Annotated in this window: 17 protein-coding genes and 1 pseudogene; 14 read left to right on the top strand and 4 right to left on the bottom strand. The window is 45.5% G+C overall.

From position 1 onward, the window contains the following. Window positions 1-99 precede the first annotated feature (99 nt). The 5 genes from NCI00_RS05260 (at window position 100) to NCI00_RS05280 (ending at window position 2,522) form a co-directional block, all read left to right on the top strand. The gene (locus tag NCI00_RS05260; protein WP_253525737.1) at window positions 100-267 is read left to right on the top strand and encodes a hypothetical protein; all 168 of its coding nucleotides are present in this window, start codon (window positions 100-102) and stop codon (window positions 265-267) included. A 132-nt stretch (window positions 268-399) separates the two neighbouring features. Beyond that, on the top strand, window positions 400-594 hold the full coding sequence (locus tag NCI00_RS05265; RefSeq protein WP_253525739.1) for a PIN domain-containing protein: 195 nt from the start codon (window positions 400-402) through the stop codon (window positions 592-594). A 387-nt stretch (window positions 595-981) separates the two neighbouring features. After that, window positions 982-1,212 carry a DUF8507 family protein gene (locus NCI00_RS05270; protein ID WP_253525742.1) on the top strand — a complete coding sequence of 77 codons (231 nt, stop codon included), beginning with the start codon at window positions 982-984 and terminating at the stop codon, window positions 1,210-1,212. Beyond that, on the top strand, window positions 1,181-1,615 hold the full coding sequence (locus NCI00_RS05275) for a putative toxin-antitoxin system toxin component, PIN family (protein ID WP_253525745.1): 435 nt from the start codon (window positions 1,181-1,183) through the stop codon (window positions 1,613-1,615). The genes NCI00_RS05270 and NCI00_RS05275 overlap by 32 nt, the downstream gene beginning before the upstream one ends. A 298-nt stretch (window positions 1,616-1,913) precedes the next feature. Then, window positions 1,914-2,522 (top strand): Uma2 family endonuclease, encoded by a 609-nt coding sequence (locus tag NCI00_RS05280; protein ID WP_253525747.1) that lies wholly within the window; start codon window positions 1,914-1,916, stop codon window positions 2,520-2,522. 3 nt (window positions 2,523-2,525) lie between these two features. Here NCI00_RS05280 and NCI00_RS05285 read toward each other — a convergent pair whose 3' ends face one another. The 3 genes from NCI00_RS05285 to NCI00_RS05295 form a co-directional block, all read right to left on the bottom strand. Further along, on the bottom strand, window positions 2,526-3,671 hold the full coding sequence (locus tag NCI00_RS05285) for a cysteine desulfurase family protein (protein ID WP_253525750.1): 1,146 nt from the start codon (window positions 3,669-3,671) through the stop codon (window positions 2,526-2,528). Window positions 3,672-3,738: 67 nt separating this feature from the next. After that, window positions 3,739-4,134 carry a hypothetical protein gene (locus NCI00_RS05290; RefSeq protein ID WP_253525755.1) on the bottom strand — a complete coding sequence of 132 codons (396 nt, stop codon included), beginning with the start codon at window positions 4,132-4,134 and terminating at the stop codon, window positions 3,739-3,741. A gap of 96 nt (window positions 4,135-4,230) precedes the next feature. Then, window positions 4,231-5,463: a sulfite oxidase gene (locus tag NCI00_RS05295; protein WP_253525758.1), complete on the bottom strand. Its 1,233-nt coding sequence runs from the start codon at window positions 5,461-5,463 to the stop codon at window positions 4,231-4,233. A 407-nt stretch (window positions 5,464-5,870) separates the two neighbouring features. Between NCI00_RS05295 and NCI00_RS05300 the strand changes: the two genes are divergently transcribed. The 9 genes and pseudogenes from NCI00_RS05300 to NCI00_RS29560 all read left to right on the top strand — a co-directional run bounded on the left by NCI00_RS05300 (window position 5,871) and on the right by NCI00_RS29560 (window position 16,388). Next, window positions 5,871-6,959: an aminotransferase class I/II-fold pyridoxal phosphate-dependent enzyme gene (locus tag NCI00_RS05300; protein ID WP_253525761.1), complete on the top strand. Its 1,089-nt coding sequence runs from the start codon at window positions 5,871-5,873 to the stop codon at window positions 6,957-6,959. A 145-nt stretch (window positions 6,960-7,104) separates the two neighbouring features. Then, on the top strand, window positions 7,105-7,806 hold the full coding sequence (locus tag NCI00_RS05305) for a DUF2306 domain-containing protein (RefSeq protein WP_253525764.1): 702 nt from the start codon (window positions 7,105-7,107) through the stop codon (window positions 7,804-7,806). Between the two features lie 138 nt (window positions 7,807-7,944). Then, on the top strand, window positions 7,945-8,415 hold the full coding sequence (locus NCI00_RS05310; RefSeq protein ID WP_114070280.1) for a MarR family winged helix-turn-helix transcriptional regulator: 471 nt from the start codon (window positions 7,945-7,947) through the stop codon (window positions 8,413-8,415). 421 nt (window positions 8,416-8,836) lie between these two features. Next, a complete protein-coding gene (locus tag NCI00_RS05315) occupies window positions 8,837-9,487 on the top strand; it encodes a TetR/AcrR family transcriptional regulator (protein ID WP_253525767.1) in 651 nt (216 codons plus the stop codon). A gap of 64 nt (window positions 9,488-9,551) precedes the next feature. Beyond that, the gene (locus tag NCI00_RS05320) at window positions 9,552-10,913 is read left to right on the top strand and encodes a TolC family protein (protein WP_253525770.1); all 1,362 of its coding nucleotides are present in this window, start codon (window positions 9,552-9,554) and stop codon (window positions 10,911-10,913) included. Window positions 10,914-10,982: 69 nt separating this feature from the next. Beyond that, the gene (locus NCI00_RS05325; RefSeq protein ID WP_253525772.1) at window positions 10,983-12,119 is read left to right on the top strand and encodes an efflux RND transporter periplasmic adaptor subunit; all 1,137 of its coding nucleotides are present in this window, start codon (window positions 10,983-10,985) and stop codon (window positions 12,117-12,119) included. Between the two features lie 7 nt (window positions 12,120-12,126). After that, the gene (locus NCI00_RS05330; protein ID WP_166556858.1) at window positions 12,127-15,603 is read left to right on the top strand and encodes an efflux RND transporter permease subunit; all 3,477 of its coding nucleotides are present in this window, start codon (window positions 12,127-12,129) and stop codon (window positions 15,601-15,603) included. A gap of 135 nt (window positions 15,604-15,738) precedes the next feature. Continuing rightward, window positions 15,739-15,972 (top strand): hypothetical protein, encoded by a 234-nt coding sequence (locus NCI00_RS05335; RefSeq protein WP_253525774.1) that lies wholly within the window; start codon window positions 15,739-15,741, stop codon window positions 15,970-15,972. Then, window positions 15,972-16,388 (top strand): annotated as a pseudogene (locus tag NCI00_RS29560) (PIN domain-containing protein). Before NCI00_RS05335 ends, NCI00_RS29560 begins: the two are co-directional and overlap by 1 nt. A gap of 48 nt (window positions 16,389-16,436) precedes the next feature. Here the strand turns inward: NCI00_RS29560 and msrB are convergent. Beyond that, window positions 16,437-16,931: a peptide-methionine (R)-S-oxide reductase MsrB gene (msrB, locus tag NCI00_RS05340; RefSeq protein ID WP_253525776.1), complete on the bottom strand. Its 495-nt coding sequence runs from the start codon at window positions 16,929-16,931 to the stop codon at window positions 16,437-16,439. Window positions 16,932-16,934: the final 3 nt, after the last annotated feature.

Consider the following 16,934-nt stretch of genomic DNA (forward strand, 5'->3'; position numbering starts at 1 on the left):
CCCGCAATGAATTCAGACACTTACAGTTTGACAGAGGAGTTGACAATAATTTGAGCGTATTATTTGTTTCGTTATATTCGCTAAAAATATAGTACGACCATGACAATCATACTAAAAAAAGGGACCTCACGCGAAGAAATTGATGCTCAAATCAAAGTGGCTCAAAGTGCAAAGCCAAAGCATGACTTCAAAAAATATGTGGGTGCATTAAAATTGAAAGAAGACCCTTTGGAAATTCAAAAACGGATGCGCAATGAATGGGAGTAACCTGCTGCTCGACACGAATGTTGTTCTTTACTTACTAAACGGAGACACCGTTATTTATCGTTTATTAATGAATTAGAATTGCTTGGCTACAAAGACATTACCTAGGAAGAGGAAAACGCTGTTCGCTATTTTTTGGATGAGTCTGCCTTGATTGACATCAATACCGGAATAAAAGAGATTACCAAACAAATTCGCCGTAATTATCGGTTAAAACTCCCCGACGCTATTGTTGCTGCTACTGCAATTTTCTTAGGAATTCCCCTCATCTCGGCTGATAATCAGTTCAAACAAGTCAAAGAATTGACTTTTATTTTATACCAACCTTAACTGCTCATCGCCTGCATCCCAGTTAGTTTTCGTTTGTCCCGAAAGCCTTCGGGACGAACCTCTGAAAAATGCCTTTGTAACGCACGGTCTTGTTAATTATCTCACAACGATTTCAGACGCTTACAGCGTGACAAATTAACGCCCCTTATACCACCCCTACAGAGCTTCATGGGTGGGGAGAATTACTTCTTTTCTACCAATATTACGCCCCGCTGGGGCTGTTACATGATTGTTTTGCGTTTATTCCGAAAGCCTTCGGGACGAATCTATGAAATACGCTGCCCCCTTTCCCACAAAAATTCAGACGCTTACTGCGTGACAAAGAAGGGGAATTAGGATAATTTGGGGTTACGCTGTATTTTCGTCTAAAATAAACCACGGATTCTTATGGCGGCTATTCAAACAAAACCGATGAGCAATTTGCAGGCAGAGTTGCTCAAACTATACGCCAACAACCTAAGCGATGAACAATTGTTGGAAATAAAAGAGATGCTTGGCAACTACTTTGCCCAAAAAGCCACCGAGGCCATGGACGAAGTATGGGAAGCGCAAGATTTGACTGAACAGGACATGACTAACTGGACAAATGAGCACAACCGCCTTAAAGGTAGTCATTGATACCAATATTTTCATTGCCATCATTGGTAAGAAATCTCAGTTTCGTTGGATTTTTGATGCCATTATTGAAGGTGATTTAATACTCTGCATTTCAAATGATATTTTGTTGGAGTACCGTGAAATTTTAGAGCAAAAGACTAACGTTATCGTCGCCGAAAATGTACTCAATTTTTTGTTGGTTCACCCATTCGTTGAAAAATACGAAATCTACTATGATTTGACACTCATTGCCGACGACCCCGATGACAACAAATTTTGCGATTGTGCCTTTGCCGCCGGGGCACTTTTAGTGACCAATGACGGGCATTTCAATGTTTTAACAGAAACAGGCTTTCCACAAATAGCACTTATGTCACTTTCCCAATTTAGTAATTTTATCAAGGATAACGAAAAGTCAAGTTAGTTCGTACTGCGTACCAAATTACTCTTAAACATTTGTTTCAATTTCAAGCTGGTTTGCGTTTATCCCCAAAGCCTTCGGGACGAACCTCTGAAAAATGTGTCTATAACGCATGACTCCTTTCCCACAAAAATTCAGACGCTTACAGCGTGACAATGGAGAAGGCTTTATGCCGCTCTAATGGGGCTTGGCGGAGGGGGTTTGCTGTCATTTTCTGCTGATGCACCAATACCCTCTTTTGGCTTTTATGCTTTTCTATTTTATCTTTACCTTATCATTAGTGTCTACTTATCAGGAAACCATGCTGACAAAGCCTATTCGTCGAAAAGTATTGCTACCCACCCCAAAAGTGTCTATTGAGGACTATTTTAGGGCGGAGGACAAATCTATTCACAAACACGAATACCATAATGGCTTAATCAAAAAAATGGCTGGAGGACAACTACCCCACAATCGGTTAGCTCAAAAAGCAGCCACTATTATTGATAGTTTTGTTGAAGGCAATGAATTAGCGTTTATTGTCAGTAACAGTGACACCAAAATAAGGATTGAGCAATACAACAAGTTTGTGTATCCCGACGCGGTGGTCATTTGTGAAAAACCCGAATTTTATCAAAATCGTAAGGATACCATCACCAATCCCTTACTCATTGTGGAGGTGCTGTCTGACTCGACCAAAGAGTACGACCGAACCATCAAATATGAATATTACCGTACGATTCCAAGTTTTAAGGAATATGTGCTGGTACACCAAGACACCAAACACGTGTCGGTTTATACCAAACAAACCGACAATACTTGGATAGTTCGTGACTACGATGGCGACGATGCCACGGCCGTTTTGTATGCTATTCAAGAATGTCCTTTGCCTTTAAAAAGACTTTATAGAGGATTAGAAATAGGCATTTAAGGTTTAGCCACTCATCGCCCGCAACTCCCCCACCACTTTCTTTACCGCTTCTACCACCTGCGGGATTTCGTCGGCGGTATTGAAACGCCCTAAGCTGAACCGAATGCACGAAAAAGCCTCAGTTTCGGTCATACCCAAGGCCATCAAAACGTGGGAAGGGTCAATAGAGGCCGAAGTACAGGCCGAGCCGTTGGACACGGCGATGTTTTCCAAACCCATGATGAGCGCGTCGGAGTCGCAGCCTTCAAAAAGTACATTGGTGACGTTGTAGAGGCGGTTTTCGCGGTCGCCGTTGATGCGTGTTCCCGAAATTTGAAGCAGTTCGTTTTCGAGTATATCGCGCAGTTTCCCTACGCGTTCGGCGTCGGATTGAAGTTGTTTTTGGGCGAGTTCTGCCGCCCTGCCCATGCCCACGATGCCCGTCACGTTGAGCGTGCCCGAGCGTTTGCCGCCTTCGTGCCCACCGCCGTGCAGGAGCGCTTCCAGTTTGACGCGATTCGGTCGTCGCTGCCGCACAAACAACGCACCCACGCCTTTGGGCCCGTAAAATTTATGTGCCGACATTGGCATCAAATCAATACCTAATTCATCAACGTTCAGCGGCATTTTCCCCACAGCTTGTGTGCCATCTGTCATAAACAGCACGCCAACTTCACGAGCCAATCGCCCTATTTCGTTTAAAGGTTGAACGACGCCAATTTCATTATTTACGGCCATCATCGACACCAAAATCGTATCTTTGCGAAGCGTATTTTTTAGCAAATCAAGGTCGAGTAAACCATTGGACTGTACCGGCAAATAAGACACCTCAAAGCCTTTTGTTTCAAGGTGTTTGCAAACATCCAAGACCGCAGAATGTTCTGTTTGGAGCGTGACAATGTGTTTGCCTTTGGCTTGGTATTGTTCAGCTACGCCTTTGATAGCCAAGTTGATGGCCTCCGTTGCCCCCGAAGTAAACACGATTTCGTGGGTTTGGGCTCCTATCAAATCAGCCAACTGTTGACGGGCGGTTTTGACGGCTTCGCTTGCACCTACCCCAAAAGCGTGCGTACTAGCCGCATTGGCAAAGTTATCGGTCAGAAACGGCATCATTGTTTCCAGCACGCGTGGGTCTATTCGGGTCGTAGCGTTGTTGTCTAAATAAATCATATTCTTCCGTACTCTCCTTTTTTATTGATATCACCTACCGTTGCAATAACACCTGAAAATCAACGCTTTATTTCTCCAATTTATACCACTTCACATTGCGCAACGCCTCCCTACGCGAGTAGGCCGCTTGATTGGGGGCGTAATGTTTGGCGAGATAATCCAACACCGTTTTTTCGGTTTCGCCCAAATCCCACAGCTTATGATTGCGCTGCATCCAGCGAATTTTGCTCAACCATTCGTCGCGGGTGAAGCGGTGCTGTAAGATCAACTTCGGCGAGTGGCAGCCCGTACATTGGGCTTTCACAATCGTAAAGCTAGGGTCGAGCGCCAAACCAGTTTCGGCATCTACGCTGTCGGCCAATGCTTGCGTCGAGGAGGGGTTTGCGACGTATGTATGTTCCCGCTGCATCGCCGCCACAAACAGGCCAACGGTGCAAACTACTAACAATAGGTTCTTTATCATATTTGATTCAATAAAGAGATAACTTTTTATTATCAACACTTTATCATTTTACATTTTTCGCGGGGACACCCGGGCGGTTTACCATTTTTTGGTTAACTAAACCGCTTTTACGGCAATCCGATGGCAGGCGTTGTTGAGGTATCCTCCGGGATTCCAGGCAGGAATTACCATCGGCTGCGTTATGCCGTTGGTATCCGTAGCACGCGCCCATACTTCATAATAGCCCTTTTTGGGAAGCTGAATCTGCGCCGACCAACGCTGCCACGCCAAGCGATTTTTGGGAGGCTGCACGTTGGCTTTTTGCCAAGTAGCCCCGTAATCCACAGAAACCTGCACTTCTTTTATGCCAACATCGCCCGCCCATGCGTGCCCGCGCAGCGAAAGGGTTTTGCCCAAGTCAATCATTGCGCCTGATTTAGGATACGTTATCAGCGACTTGACGGGCATGGATTCAATGATGCGGAAGTTTTCGGGGGTCTCGGCCAGTTTTTCCCCCGGCGAAATCGGCTGACGCGGCACGCGGTAACTCTGTCCATCCATTTTGGCTCCGTCGTGCTCTTTGTTGCGAATCGCAATCGTATGCAACCACTTACCCGATACCGAAGCAGGCCAGCCGCCGATGACCAACCGCAGCGGAAAGCCGTGCATCAGCGGCAGGTCTTGTCCATTGACCGCCCAGGCCACGAGGGTTTCGTCTTCCAAGGCTTTTTTGATGGGCACGCCACGCGAAATCACCACCTTGCTCGGGTCACGGCTAGGGTGCAAGTCTTTGCCGTAGTACCCGATATAGACCGCGTCGTCTTTCAAGCCCACATCGGTGAGGATATCTTTCAGGCGCACCCCCGTCCATTCGGCGCAGCTTACCGCGCCTTGGTCCCACTGATTGCCAGAGGTTTGGGGCACAAATCCAGAGCGACCGTTACCACCGCATTCTAGTACCAACTGATAGGTATAGGTCTTGAATTTGGTTTTCAGCTCGCTCAGGGTATAGGTTTTCGGGGCTTTGACCGACTCACCTTTGATGGTCAGCGTCCAAGCCTTAGGGTCAATTTTTTCTTCGGGAACAAGGCCGTTATTCCGAATAAACATTCGCTCGATAGGCGTTACCGCATCATCCAACAAATGGGGCGGAGTTTCAACGTTCCAAGGCTTATCACTCAGCACAATCATATCGGGATGCTTGCCCGCCAATCCCTCATCAAATGCCAGCGGAACGTGATTTTGAGGCATATTTTCGGCAAAAACGATTTCGGTTCCCACGAGCCCTGCCAACGTAGTCAAGGCACTTTTCTTTAAAAAACCGCGACGGTCGTGAAGCGTTTTGCTCATTTTTTTATCTATTTTATAATCTATGGGATTAGTGGATGATTTTATTTTTCAAAGATGCTACAAAAAATTGTATAATTGAAACGTTCTTTCGTCAGGATTTTCGAATTGGCTGAACCAACCCGTTACTTCTCCATTTTGACGTTATTACAGAAGGCATAAATTGAAAGATTCTCCGTATGTTTGATTAAAAAAATTGCCCGATTCGAAGTACGAGTTTGGGATTTACGAATTAGTACATTTTTATCTTTTCAGTTTTAAAATTCCTGACTTTACGGTTTTACTTTTTTCAGTTTTTCGGTTTAATATTTTTCAGTTTTAAAATTCCTGACTTTACGGTTTTATTTTTTTCAGTTTTACTTTTTTCAGTTTTACGGTTTAATATTTTTCGGTTTTAATCTTTTTATCCCTTGCCAGCCCCCACCCATTTCCACCAGATAGCCCATTTACCGGGTCGCACTATCGATATTGAAGGCCAAGAATACCTGTATTTTAGCGGCACGGCCTATTTGGGGCTACCGCACAATCCCGCTTTTCAAGGCCTCATTCAGGAAGGTTTGCATCAATACGGAAGTGTGTACGGCAGCTCCCGAAACGGCAATTTACAACTGACCATTTACGAACAGGCGGAACAAAAACTGGCTTCGTGGGCGGGTGCCGATGCCGCACTCACGCTATCATCAGGGATGCTGGCGGGACAGGCGGCCGTTCGTCAACTGATGCTCGAAGGCTACGAATTTAGGTATTCGCCCGATGTCCATCCTGCGGTTTGGCATTTGCCACAGGTGGAGATTCCCAAGGGTAGTTTTACCGCTTGGCATGAGCAGTTGACAAGTACCAGTCACAATTCACAAATCACAATTCACAAATTAGCCCTCGTCACCAACTCCGTCGATGCCCTTCGCGGAAAACTGTATGATTTTGAATGGGTGAACCAACTGCCCGACGACAAAGAGTTTGTTTTATTGGTCGATGATTCACACGGTTTGGGCGTAACGGGTACGGGAGGCCGTGGCGTTTGGGATCGTATTCCTAAAACAAAAAACGTGCGTCTGATTGTTACAGCTTCGCTGGCCAAAGCCATGGGGCTACCCGGTGGCGTTATTTTTTCGGACCCCGCGAGCCTGCACCATATCCGGTATTCCGCCTATTTTGGCGGCTGTTCGCCCGTGGCCCCCGACCATCTTTACGCGTACGTTCAAGCCGAGGCCATTTATCAAGACGCTTATAAGCGCTTACAGGCCAATATCCGCCAATTTACCGATTCCATTCGGGGCTTAAACTTGTTGAGCTTTACGGACAATTACCCCGTTTTTTACAGCGAGCGCGACGAGTTATACCCTTTTTTATTGGAACGCGGTATCTTTATTTACAGTTTTTCTTACCCCAAACCTACCGACAAAGCCAACACCCGCGTCGTATTGAGTGCTTGGCATACTCCCGACGACATTCAAAAACTCAGCGCCGCCTGCCGCGACTTTGCCGCCCTGTACCTTTAGGCATTTCAGTTTGCCCTTGTCTTCCTTCGCTTCACTCCCTTCGATGGTTACTCCGTCGGAAAATAGCTGTTTGCCCAAGGGTTTCCGCAGATATTTGTTTCGTTGTTCGGCCTTAAACCATTCTTCAACCAAACACAAAACTGCCATGAAAACATTTTTTATCATCACCCACGTTGCCATTGGATTTCTGGCCCTTGCCGTGGGACTTGTTCCTATGTTATCCAAAAAAGGAAGCCGTTTACACAACACCACGGGTCTAATTTATTATTGGTCAATGGTCTTCGTGGCCGTCTCGGCGGTTGGCTTGGTGCTCATTTCCCCCCTTACCGACGGGCGTTTGTTCTTAACAGGCATTGCTGTTTTCAGCTTCTATCTCTGCTTTACGGGGCGGCGTTCGCTCCAACAACGCGACGAAGAGCCCGTAAGATGGTATGATTGGGGTATATCGGGATTGATGGCGGCTACCTCCGTAGCCATGATTGTGTATGGCGTGTATCACCTCTCCACGCTGTTGATGAAGGGGCAATTTGAATCGGTGGGAGTATTATTTTTAGTTTTCGGGGTTTTCAGCGGCTCTAATGCTCGTTACGATTTCAGGAAATACCTCCTCCCTCACGCCGCCAAATACGGTAGCCGGGAGTGGTTATTTGTCCACATTGAGCGCATGGGAGGCTCGTATATCGCTACTTTCACGGCGTTTGCGCTGGTAAATATACGTTATGTTTTTCCTGACGCCCCCGCAGGGATTTATATCGCCACTTGGATTATGCCCGGCCTGATTGGTGGACTGTTTATCGGCCGAGCCGTCCGTTTTTATTTGGCAAAATTCAAAATGTCTATTCAATAATGTGGTATGCAGGCATATCATAATCAATTTTAACGTATATCTTTGCCTATCTGACACTGATATTAAACTTCCCGACTTTGGCAGATGGATTCTTCCAAAACTTGGGAAGTTTTAAAAATGACATCAAATCAACAGGTAATGCGCAAGGAAAAAACCGTCGACTTTCACATCAAATGGGCTTGGCACGCCATTTCCAGGATGTATAATACTTACGCCTCTCGGCGGTATGGTATGACGATGGCGATTGGGTATGTGTTGCTGAATATCGACATGGAAAACGGCACCCCTGCCACCCGCATTGGGCCGTCTATCGGCATGGAGCCGCGCAGCCTCACGCGTACGCTCAAGGCACTCGAAGAGCGCGGCTGGATTCGGCGCGAAACCGACGATGTAGACAAACGTTTTGTGAAAGTCTTTTTGACCGAAGAGGGAAAACGAAGACGCGAAATGGCCCGCGAGGGCGTGATAGCATTCAATACCATGCTGCGCGACCAAATTCCGCTCGACAAATTGGTGATCTTCTTTGACGTTATCAAGGAAATCAACCGATTGGTGGAAGAGGAAAACAACAAAATCAAAGCCGAAAACTTCCTTAACGACGAAATTTAAACACTGCTCTTTTTTTTATCCCCCGAATCTTCCCTTTTGTCAGCATTTTCACCCACTTCGCGCTTTTTTTCTAGCCGCGTGTGAGTTGGGTTTTTACTTTTGCCTTCTCGTAAAATTATATTCCCATTGGTAGATTCTGCCGATAGGTATCTATACGTTTTAATAAAACTTATTCTTTAAATAATACAAAATTAAACGGATTATTGAACATACTCTAGTCATTCCGATTTAATTTTTATTTTCTCCAACCCTGCTGACATAGGGTTGTCAGTGCCGACTATTTAATTTGTATTACCAAAAAAACGCCTTAAATACCTGTTTAGCTCTCATGGAACTCAAAAATATTTGATAAAAAACTTCGGAAACTCTGAACTTTCTTATAGTTTCCGAAGTTTCTATCTTTAAAAAGTGAAAAACAATAGTGAGAGAAAGAATCCTTGAAAAAGCGCAGGAACTATTTTTTAGGTTCGGCGTCAAAAGTGTTACGATGGATGATATTGCCCGTGAGTTGGGTATTTCAAAAAAGACCATCTACCAACATTTTGAAGATAAAAATTCAATGGTATGTGCGGGGGTAAAACACCATTTTGAATGCGACCACTTCATTGCCGAGAAAATCCACAATGAAGCCCCCAACCCAATTGCGGAGGCAGTGATGGGTGCCGAAATGATGCGACAAACCATGTCGGGATTGAATCCGTCGGCCATTTTTGACATCAAGAAGTATTACCCGCAGGCTTGGGATTTGTTTTCGCAGTATAAAAAAGAGTTTGTGCTTGATTTGATTCGTAAAAACATACAAAAAGGCATTGAAATGGGGTTGTATCGCTCCAATGTCAACGTTGAAATTATCGCAAGATTACGACTCGAACAGATCGAAATGGGGTTAGACCCTTATATTTTCCCCGTGGGGCATTTCAATCCGTTGGACACTCAGTTGGAATTACTCGACCATTTCTTACGAGGAATTGTCACCCCCGAAGGACTTGAATTATATGAAGAATACACAAAAACACAACTTTCCGTCTCTATATCCCTTTCAGCACTGCTGAACACCAAAAGTACCTATTAACAGCCCATTTTTTTAACTCGTACCGGTCGGAAACGGCCACCAAACACAAATTCAATCACACTCTATGCAATCAATTCAACGCAAATGGAAATGGCTGGTGCTATGCCTGCTACCGCTTTTTCCGACCTACAGCCAAACGCGTTATTCACTTCAGGAGGCCATTCAATACGGAGTGACGCACAACATCAACGTCAAAAACTCGCAAACCGACGCCCAAAGCGCGGAGTCGCGGATTGGAGAAATTCGGTCGGTGGGTTTACCGCAAGTAAATGCATCGGTCAGCCTCATGGACAACCTTATCATCCAACGTGTTTTTTTACCAGCTATCTTTTTTGACCCCCAAGCACCAGAAGGCGCACCTCCAGTACCCGTTCAATTTGGCGTAAAATACTCGGGAAATGCGGGCTTGCAACTCAACCAAATGATTTTCAACGCCCAATGGCTATTGGGTTTGAAAGCCGCGCAGGCGTATCGGGAATTGGCCGTTAAGAACGTAACCCAATCTAAAATCCAAATTGCCGAAAGCGTTTCAAAAGCCTATTATGGCGTATTGGTGGCCGAAGAGCGCGCCAAACTACTGGATTTGAACATTCAGCGTCTGGATAGCCTCACCCGCGAAATGGGCGAAATGAACAAAAAAGGGTTTGTCGAAAAACTAGACGTAGATCGTTTGGAAGTATCGCTCAACAACCTCAAAACCGAACGCTCTAAGGTTCAGAACATGGTGGATTTGAGTTATTATATGCTCAAATTTCAGATGGGCATGAAACTCGACGAAGCCATCCAACTGACCGACCGCATCAACGAAACCGACGTAGAAAAGATTGCGGCAGAAGTAAAAGCCAGCGATGTCAACGACTTTAAGTATGACCAACGGGTTGATTATTCTATTCTGAAAAGCAACCTGTTACTGTCAGAAATGGACGTTGAGAACAACAAAAGAGGTTATTATCCTACCGTTTCGGCTTTTGCTGGCTACGGCTACAACACGGGTAGAAATGGTTTTGGGGAAGTTTGGGGCTCACCGTGGTTCAACAACGCCAACATCGGCTTGAGTGTCAACATTCCCGTTTTCGACGGTTTTGCCAAGAAATACAAGATTCAACAGGCCAAATTTACGGTCGATAAAGTGAAGCAAAGCCTGAGTTTGGTGGAGCAATCCATTGATTTGCAGATTCGCAGCGCCAACATTACCATCATCAACGGCCTCGAAACCCTCAAAACCCAAAAGCGCAACCTTGATTTAGCGCAGGAAGTAGTGCGGGTTTCTAAAATCAAATATCAATCAGGAACAGGCTCTAATATTGAAGTAATCAACGCTGAGTCGGCCCTGAAAGAAGCTCAAACCAACTATTTTGCCTCACTCTACGAATTGCTTTTGTCAAAAGTAGATTTGGACAAAGCCAAAGGGAAATTAAACTATTAAGACAGTGGGCAGTGGACCAAGACTCACCTCGCGGTCCACTATCCAACCTGAAATCTAACAACACATTTTATGAAAGCACAATACATTTTCTTATTAACAGCCACTTTATTCGTAACTGCCTGCGGAGGCGAAAAGAAACCGAATACGTTAGCAGAGAAAAAAGAAGCCTTGGCCAAACTCAAAGCCGATGCCAAAACGCTAACGGAAAAAATCACGGCGCTCGAAACCGAACTCAAAGCCGCTGACCCCACCCTAAAAGCCGCCGAAAAGGTGATTCCGGTCGTGACCACTACGCTCGAACCACGCAGTTTCAAAAGCTTTATTGAAATTCAGGGAACGGTCGAAACCAAAAACACCGCTACTGCTACCCCAAGAATGGCAGGTACGTACACCACGGTCTACGTAAAAGAAGGCCAAACCGTAAAAGCAGGGCAATTATTGGCTAAAATTGACAACGCCATCTTGCGCGACCAAATCGCGGCCTTGAAGCAGCAAATGGAGCTGGCCAATACCGTTTATGATAAACAAAAAGCCCTCTGGGATCAGAAAATTGGAACAGAAATTCAGTATTTGCAGGCAAAGAATAACAAAGAGTCGTTGGAGAAAAACCTCGCAGTGCTGAATACTCAAGTGGACATGTATAATGTATACGCACCCATCAGTGGAGCGGTGGAAAGAGTAATGGCCAAAACGGGTGAGGTTGCTGCACCGGGTATGCCGCTGGCGAGTATCGTCAACTTGGGCAGCCTGAAAGCAACGGCCAACGTTCCCGACAGCTACTTGAGCAACATCAAAATGGGTGATGCTGTAAAAGTGAGTCTGCCCGATATTGGTCGTGAAATCAACGCTCGTATTACATTTATCAGCAAATTGGTCAACCCAGCCAACCGTACATTCAAAATTGAGGCCACCATTCCAACCAGCAGCGACATCAAGCCTAATATGCTTTCGATTCTGAATATTGCCGACATCAACAAATCCAACGCCTTGGTTATCAAGCAAAATTATATCCAAAGTACCGAATTTGGCGATGTAGTGTACGTGGCAGAAATGGAAGGAAACAAGAAAGTAGCGAAGTCGCGCAAGATTAAAACGGGAGTATCTTACAACGGCGAAATCGAAATCACGGAAGGACTCCGGGCGGGAGATTTGATTGTAACGGAAGGTTATCAGGATTTGGTAGACGGACAGGTAATCAGTTATTAATACGCTTATGACAACCCTAAAAGACTTTGCAATTACCCGTTGGTGCTTAGAGAATAAGACCACGGTATATCTCTTCACGGCCATTATTTCACTGGCGGGTTTGTTCGTGTACTTCACGATGCCCAAAGAGCAGTTTCCCGAAATCGCCGTGCCCACGGTTATCGTTTCGACGATTTACCCCGGCGCGAGCCCTTCGGACATTGAAACGATCATCACAAAACCCATCGAAAAGCAATTGAAAGCCGCGAGTGGGGTGACAAAAATTAAATCAAATTCGATTCAAGATTTTTCACTCATCACGGTTGAATTTACGACGGGAATCACGGCCCAAGCCGCCAAACAGCGCGTATCCGACGCCGTAGACAAAGCGCTAGTTGACCTGCCTACCGACCGTAAGCAGGACCCTTCGGTGCAGGAGGTAAACTTCTCGGAGTTTCCGATCATGAACATCAACTTGGCGGGTAATTATTCGTTGAAAAAACTGAAAGATTACGCCGAACAGTTGAAAGATGAAATTGAATCCCTGCCCGAAATCACCCGCGTAGACATCGTGGGGGCCCTCGACCGCGAGATTCAAATCAACCTCGACCTGTACAAAATGCAGGCCGCGGGGGTTTCATTCTTCGAAATTCAAAATGCCATTCAGGGCGAAAACATCAACATATCGGGCGGTGAGCTCAACGTTGATAATGTACGCCGCAACCTCCGCGTGGTGGGGGAGTTTAAAGATGTAAATCAACTGAACAACATCATCATTCGTTCGTCGACCGGCGCTACGCTCAAACTGAGCGAAATCGCCGAAGTAAAAGACGGTTTTGCCGAAAGACAAAGCTACGCGCGTTTGGATGGAAAAACGGTAATTACCCTCAACGTTATCAAGCGTGGGGGCGAGAACCTGATTTCAGCGGCGGATGAGATTAAAACCATTCTGAAAAAATACGAGGACACCAAGTTCCCCGAAGGCTTAAAAGTAAGCCTGACCAATGATAGTTCAGAGCGTACAAAAGTAGAATTGAACGACTTGTTGAACACCGTAATCTTGGGCTTTATCTTCGTGGTATTGGTCTTGATGTTTTTCATGGGGGTTCAGGATGCCATCTTTGTGGGGCTTTCGGTTCCGCTTTCTACGTTGGTAGCTTTCGTGCTGTTCCCCGTCATCGCTTCAGCTACGGGTATTACATTTACATTGAACACCATCGTGCTTTTTGCTTTCTTACTCGGACTCGGGATTGTGGTGGATGACGCCATTGTGGTGATTGAAAACGCCCACCGCGTATACAATGACGACAAGAAACTCAGTCGAAATCAAGCAATATCATTTGCGGCGGGCGAAGTATTTGTGCCTGTATTGACGGGAACACTGACGACGATTGCGCCATTCTTACCGCTCTTGTTTTGGCCGGGGATTGTGGGTGAATTCATGAAATTCTTACCGCTGACACTTATCATCACGCTTTTTGCGTCGTTGTTTGTGGCCTACGTCATGAACCCAGTATTTGCGTCTTCATCGCTGAAACGCGTAGAAGAGCACGCCAACGAAGACAAGTCATTCCGTTCTATCCTAAAGCCGTTATTGGTATTGATAGGGCTATCGGTTGTGGGTTATTTTATCAACTTCGGTATCGGTAACTTATTCGCACTGATTACGATTCTGTACGTTTTCAACCATTACATTCTGACTCCGCACATCATTGTTCCATTTCAGGAAAATGTGTTTCCACGCCTGAAAAACGGCTATCGTAAACTTATTTCGTGGGTCATTACGGGTGCTCGGCCTTATGTACTGTTTGCGGGAGTGATTGCGATGTTTGTCGGTACCATCATCCTAACGGGCATTGTTCAGCCCAAATCGGTCTTTTTCCCTTCGGGAGATCCTGACTTCGTGTACGTTTACTGTGTCATGCCGCAAGGTACCGACGCCGCCAAAACCAACGAAGTAATGAAAACACTCGAAGACCGCGTGTATGGCGTTATTGGCAAAAACAGCCCGATTGTGGCTTCGGTGATTACCAACATCGGTATCAACGCTGGTGACCCTTTTAACCCCGACCGTACGGTGGTGCCCAACAAAGGGAAAATCACGGTGGCTTTCAAAAGTGTGGAAGAACGTATTCATTACGGAATCTCAACCGCTGATATTTTGGCCAAAGTACGCGAACGCGTAAAGGGAATCCCTGGTGCGCAGGTAACGGCCGAGCCAGAAAGTAACGGTCCACCAACGGGTAAACCCGTTACGATTGAAATTGCGGGTGAAGATTTTGATAAATTGGTCAATTTGACGGCCAACGTAAAAAATGCCATCATCAAAGCGGGTGTTCCTGGGATTGAAGAACTGAAGTCTGACTTGGTGTTGAACAAACCCGAAATCGTGATTGACATCGACCGCGAACAAGCCGCTCGTGAAGGCATCAGTACGGCTCAAATCGCGCTGCAAATTCGTGGGGCATTGTTCGGAACCGAAGTCTCTAAATTCCGCGACGATAAAGACGATTATCCCATCATGGTACGTTTAAAAGAAAACGACCGTGGTCAGATCGAAAAGTTGTTGAGCATGAACATCGTCTACCGCGACATGAACCTCGGCGGAGTATTGCGTCAGGTTCCATTGAGCACGTTGACCAATATTCGTTACTCGACCACTTACAGCGGCATTAATCGTAAAAATCAGGAACGCGTAGTAACGCTTTCGTCCGACGTGCTGGGTGGATTCAACGCCAACGACGTAAACGCCCAAATCAAAGAAGTGGTAGACGGCATTGATATTCCGCAAGGCTACAACGTACGCTTAGGCGGCGAGCAGGAAGAGCAAATGAAATCCATGCAGTTTTTGAGCGTAGCGTTCTTAGGAGCTATCTTGCTGATATTCTTGATTTTAGTAACACAATTCAACTCCATGAGCAAGCCTTTCATTATCTTCTTTACGGTGTTGTTTAGCTTGATTGGGGTATTATTAGGATTTATGATTACGGGTAAGACCATGTCCATCATCATGACGGGTGTAGGTATCTTTGCCTTGGCGGGTATCGTAATCAAAAACGGAATCCTGTTGATTGAATTCACTGAAGAGTTACGCGGACGAGGAATGCCGGTACGTCAGGCGCTTATTGAAGCAGGAGCGGCGCGTCTTACGCCCGTATTGCTGACCGCCTCGGCCTGTATCTTGGGTCTAGTGCCGTTGGCCATCGGGATGAACATCAACTTTGTGACGCTCTTTACGGAGTTTGACCCGCAGTTCTTTATCGGTGGATTCAGTGCCGTATTCTGGGGCTCACTGGCGTTCACGATTATTTTCGGATTGTCGTTCAGTACCGTCTTAACCTTGGTGATGGTTCCTGCCATGTATTATATCGTTGAGCGTTTGAAAGACCGTTTCGGCCGCAAAGACCGTCACGTTTTAGCGCCAGTTGTCAATGGAGTGGATGGAAAAGCATCTGCCAACGGCAACGGTGCCAAATCAAAGCAGGAAAAGAACTTAGAAGTATAGTTAATTTTAAAGGTTTAGAGATGCTTGGTAAAAAAAGCCGTCCCACTTGGGGCGGCTTTTTTAGTGGCGAACGCATTGGAATTTGATATTATATCAAAAAAAACATACTTTCGTTTATATAATCAAAGACTTTCTATGACTACAATTCAGATAAAAGTTAGCGACGCGTTAGTAACTCGCTACGGGGTCAAAGCCTTGCAAGAACGTGTACAACGCGAAATGGAATGGGAAGAAATGCGTCTTTTAGCGGAGGATTACCAACAGTCTTTGGAGGAAAACGATATTGATTATAATACAGTGGCCGAAACAGCTCGGCAAAAAGCCTGGGAGAAATTTAAAGTAGAAAACGCAATACTCTTTCAGCCTTGATGCAATTTGTAACGGATGCGAATGTTATCTTCAGTTGCCTTATTAGCGGCAAAGAACAATACTTGCATATTGTTTCAGAAAACAAATTTTACTTACCTGACTTTGCACTAACGGAAATCCAGCTTTATCAAGAATTGATTACTGAAAATCTCGAATTTCAGGCCAAAAATTTCGTGAATACACTTTATATCTATTCGAAAAGTTAATTGTAGTGCCTAATTTCCAATCATCATTATTATCAGGCATTTATGCTTTGTAAAGATATTGATGAAAAGGACACTGTATATGTGGCTCTTTCACTCGAATTTGGCTATCCACTTCTTACTAAAGATGATAGACTAGCGTTAGGGCTTCGCCAAAAAGGGTTTACCAATGTTGTATTGCTTAAAGAACTGTTTGGCAACTTAAACGGTTAGCAATTCATCTCATCTCTTACTTTTCCTTCCTTTTCACCTTTTCCCTAATTACTTCTCCACAAACTTCAACGCCAGCGAATTCATACAAAACCGCTGCCGCGTGGGTGCAGGGCCATCGTAAAACAAATGCCCCAAATGCCCGCCGCAGCGCCGACAACGCACCTCTATACGTTCTTCCCGTTCTGAAAAATCTTTCCGAAAAAGCAGTCGATTTGGTTCCGAAGGTTGCCAAAAACTCGGCCAACCCGTGCCGCTGTCGTACTTATGGGCCGAGCTAAAAAGCAGATTTCCACAAGCGGCACAATGGTAATAGCCCGTCCCTTTAAAGTCCCAGTATTCGTTGGTATAAGGCATTTCGGTGGAGGCTTCGCGAGTAACAGTGTAGACTCCATCGGTCAAAACCTCCTCCCAAGTGCTGTTGGGTAAGCGCAGCTCCGTCGTATCTGTCAACGAAAAATAGTGATTGTGTTTTTTTACCCCGCCTTTGCAGCTTATGAAAAGCAAAAAAATTCCAATAAGCCAAAATCCACAAGCCTTTTTCATTAT

This window comes from Runella salmonicolor (assembly GCF_024158025.1).
Lineage (GTDB): Bacteria > Bacteroidota > Bacteroidia > Cytophagales > Spirosomataceae > Runella > Runella salmonicolor.